Annotated in this window: 4 protein-coding genes; 2 read left to right on the forward strand and 2 right to left on the reverse strand. The window is 73.3% G+C overall.

Annotation, left to right across the window (positions count from 1 at the left end; translation table 11 throughout):
* On the forward strand, nucleotides 1-622 hold a 622-nt coding region (locus tag G3N18_RS15585), incomplete at its 5' end, for a zinc-binding dehydrogenase (RefSeq protein ID WP_196385160.1).
* A gap of 26 nt (nucleotides 623-648) precedes the next feature.
* Here the strand turns inward: G3N18_RS15585 and G3N18_RS15590 are convergent.
* On the reverse strand, nucleotides 649-1,311 hold the full coding sequence (locus tag G3N18_RS15590) for an NADPH-dependent F420 reductase (protein ID WP_196325367.1): 663 nt from the start codon (nucleotides 1,309-1,311) through the stop codon (nucleotides 649-651).
* A gap of 77 nt (nucleotides 1,312-1,388) precedes the next feature.
* Here G3N18_RS15590 and G3N18_RS15595 point away from each other — a divergent pair, with 77 nt between their 5' ends.
* Nucleotides 1,389-2,006, forward strand: a complete 618-nt coding sequence (locus G3N18_RS15595; protein WP_338038680.1) for a dihydrofolate reductase family protein — start codon at nucleotides 1,389-1,391, stop codon at nucleotides 2,004-2,006.
* 31 nt (nucleotides 2,007-2,037) lie between these two features.
* Here the strand turns inward: G3N18_RS15595 and G3N18_RS15600 are convergent.
* Nucleotides 2,038-3,643, reverse strand: a 1,606-nt coding sequence (locus G3N18_RS15600; protein ID WP_196385162.1) for a lipase family protein, incomplete at its 5' end; no start/stop codon positions are given.

Consider the following 3,643-nt stretch of genomic DNA (forward strand, 5'->3'; position numbering starts at 1 on the left):
CGCGTGCGGGGCGGCCACAGCATGGGCGGCGCTGCGGCGCGCCGAGCGCGAGGTGCCGCTGCCCCGCTCGATCGTCCTCGTCACCGGCGCGGGGATCGTGGGCCTGTCGGCGACCGCGATCGCCGCCGACCGCGGCGCGACGGTGATCGTCAGCGAGCCCGACAAGAAGAGGCGCCGACTGGCGCGGCTGTTCGGAGCCGCCGCGACGATCGACCCGTGCGACGCCGGCGCCCTCGAGACCGCGCTGCGCGGGCTCGGCGTCGGGGGTGTCGAGGGCGTCGACATCGCCGTCGAGGCATCCGGTGCCCCCGCCGCCGTCGAGACGGCGCTCACCGCGGTCGGCATCGGGGGAGTGGCTGTGCTCGTCGGCAGCCTCTCGCCCGCACCGCCGGTGGCAATGGATGCCGAGGCCATCGTCCGCGGCCTCGTCACCATCGCGGGCGTGCAGCACTGCACGGGCGACGATCTGCGCGACGCCGTCGAGTACCTGCGCGGAGCGTGGGGGAGGCATCCGTTCGAAGATCTCGTCGATCCGGTGCTGCCCCTCGCCGCCGCCGACGAGGCCCTCGCTCTCGCCGCGGCGGGCGGGGCGTTCCGCGTCGGCGTCGACCCGCGCCGGTAGCGCGCCCAGCGCTACCGGCATCCGCCTCAGCGCGTCGCGCGGGCGAGGTTCTCGCGCAGTTCGTCGGCGTTCTGCCGCACGACGTAGGCCGGCTGGTCGCGCTCGACCCGCCAGCTCTCGCCGACCGAGCCGATGTCGACCGTGTCGAAGCCGAACGCGTCGTAGACCTCTGCGGCGAGGGCTGCGGCGTCGGCGTGGTCGCTCGCGATCGCGAGCGCGCGACGGTCGGGAGTGCCCGCGGGCGAGCCGGTCGTGAGGATGTCGGCGGCGGGGATGTGGTTGAACGCCTTCACGACGCGCGACGAGGGCAGGTGCGCCTGCGCCAGCCCCGTCGTCGTCGCACGCTTCTCGTCGAGCGCCGCGATGCGGCCGTCGCGTTCCCAGTAGTAGTTGTTCGTGTCGAGCACGATCTTGCCGGCGAGTGGCTCGACCGGAACGTCGGCGAGGTCCTTCAGCGGCACCGTCACGATCGCCCAGTCGGCCGCCTGCGCGGCATCCACCGCGGTCGCGGCGCGCACGCTGCCAGAGGCGCCTGAGCCGCCGGCATCTGCGGAAAGCCGGCCGACGAGGTCGTCGAGCGTCTCGGGCCCGCGCGAGTTGGCGATCACGACGTCGTAGCCGCGGCGGGCCAGACCTTCTGCGAGCGCGCTGCCGATGTGTCCTGCTCCGATGATTCCCACGGTTGTCATGTGGTCGCAAACGCCGCGCGCGCAGGCGCCATTCCCACCCCTGCGGAGTGTCGGTCATGCGGGGTAACGTGGCGCCCGTGACTCGCGTGATCGCCACCATGTCGCTCTCCCTCGACGGCATCGGCGCCGGCGACAACCAGACCCTCGACCGTCCGATGGGTGACATCCCCGACGGATCGCTGCACATGTGGATGTTCCGCACGCCCGACGAGAACCGCGCCGAGCTGGATGCCATCGTCTCGGCCGGCGCGTACGTCATGGGTCGCCACATGTTCGGCCCCATGCGCGGTGACTGGTCGTCGACGCAGGCGCGGGAATGGAAAGGGTGGTGGGGCGACGAGCCGCCGTATCACGCGCCCGTGTTCGTGCTCACCCACCACCCGCGCGAACCGCTCGAGATGGCGGGCGGAACGACCTTCCACTTCGTCACCGGCGGCATCCACTCGGCGCTCGAGCGCGCCCGAGACGCGGCCGGTGAGCGCAATGTGCACATCGCCGGCGGCGTCTCGACCACCCGCCAGTACCTGCAGGCGGGCCTCGTCGACGAACTCATGCTGCAGATCTCGCCCGTCGTGGTGGGCGAGGGGCTGCGTCTGTTCGAAGACGTTCCCGGCATGCGGCTCGAGCAGCTCTCGGTGCGGGCCGCCTCGCTCGTCACCCACGTGCGCTATCGCGTCGTGCGCGACGCCGACTGAAGGGCCTCGGCGAACCGGGCGGGCCGCGCGCTCAGGAGCAGGTCGACGGGGCCTCGCCTGCCGTCACCCGGTCTGCCCACACGAACAGGTCGTCGATCAGCGGAGACCCCTGCGCGATCACGCCCATGTGGTCGCGGCCGGGATATTCGTGGGTCTCGACCGGTCTTCCCGCGGCGCACACCCGGGCATCCGTCGTCCGCTGAATGTCGATCGACACGACCTCGTCGTCGACGCCCTGACCGAGAAAGAGCGGTGCCGGAACGATCGCGGTCGCGATGTTCTGCGCCAGCCGGTCGTGCACGGGCCCGGCGTCGAGATCGAGGTCGTACAGGTGGTCGCGTCCGCCGAGCCCCAGTGTCACGAGCAGCGTCACGAGCGTGCCGGGGTCGGTCGCGCACCGGCTCGCCGCGGCGTCGGCGAAGACCGACCCGGCGGGGTGGGTCAGCCCGATGAGGGTGAGGTCGGGGTACTCGTCGGCGTAGGGGACGACGACGTAGGACGTGACGGCGTTCACGAGTGCGCTGGCGGGGCCCTCGATGATGAGCTTCGACACGGCGAGCGGGTCGGTCGCCGAGGACAGCGCGGCAACGCCCACCACGTCGAGGTCGGGGGCGTAGTCGGCCGCGATCTGCGCCGCCCAGAGCGTCGCGTGCCCGCCCTGTGAGTGGCCCCACAGCATCACCCGATTCGAGGCGCGCGCGTCGTCGACCTGGCGCAGCGCACGCAGCCCGTCGAGAGTCGCCTGTCCTTCGCCGGCGCCGATGAGGTAGGGGTAGCGTCCCGCGGTGCCCATGCCGGGGTAGTCGGTCGCAACGATCGCCCAACCCCGATCGATCATGCGCGAGATGCCCGGAATCGCATGCTCCGACAGTGCGTTCGCGCGAAGGCTCGGCGCGCACGAGCGGGCGACACCCGTGGTGCCGTGCTGCCACGCCAGCAGGGTGCGGCCCCCCCCACTCGGCGCCGCGGCGGTGGGCAGCGCGACCACGGCGCTCGCGACCGCGGCTGAGCCGTCGGCGCGCGTCGTGGAGTAGAGGATGCGCAGGCCCGTGGCGCCGGCCGGCGCCTCACCGTCGCACGCGGCGACCCGCAGCAGCTCTCCGGGCTGGGTCGGCACCGGGCTCGTCCAGGTGTAGAAGTCGTCGATCGGGGCGACCCGCGCGAACACCCAGGAAGAGCCGAGGGATGCCGCGACGGCCACCGCTGCCGCGAGTACAGCCCCCGTGACGCGCCCGGCGCGACGCAGCGCCGGGCGGCGCGCGCGATGCTGTGGTTCACGACGCCGGGGCGCGGGTCGCAGCGCGCGCCACACCAGTCGCAGGCCGGTGACCGCGACCGCGGCCGCGACGACCCACGCGAGCAGCAGCAGACCGACGTCGGGCCAGAGCCACACGAGCACGGCCGCGGCGATGTTCGCGGCGGCGAGCACTCCGTCGGTGATCCGATCGGTCACCGCACCGGCGCGCGAGGCCTTGGGAGTCGTGGCGCGGTCAGGGCGGAGCGCCCGCACGAGCAGGCGCACGCCGTTCAGGGCGAGCGCCGCGGCGAGCAGCACCGGGTAGGCGCGCACGACCTCGGGGGTGAAGACGACGAGCGCGACGGCAGCGGCAGCGAGGCCCGCCGCGGCCAGCCACGGC

The sequence above is a fragment of the Microbacterium paulum genome (genome assembly GCF_015707995.1).
GTDB lineage: Bacteria > Actinomycetota > Actinomycetes > Actinomycetales > Microbacteriaceae > Microbacterium > Microbacterium paulum.

What these genes read in the sequence shown, in the direction of transcription:
- G3N18_RS15590 (WP_196325367.1), bottom strand. Translation starts at nt 1,311, where the DNA reads ATGACAACCGTGGGAATCATCGGAGCAGGACACATCGGCAGCGCGCTC.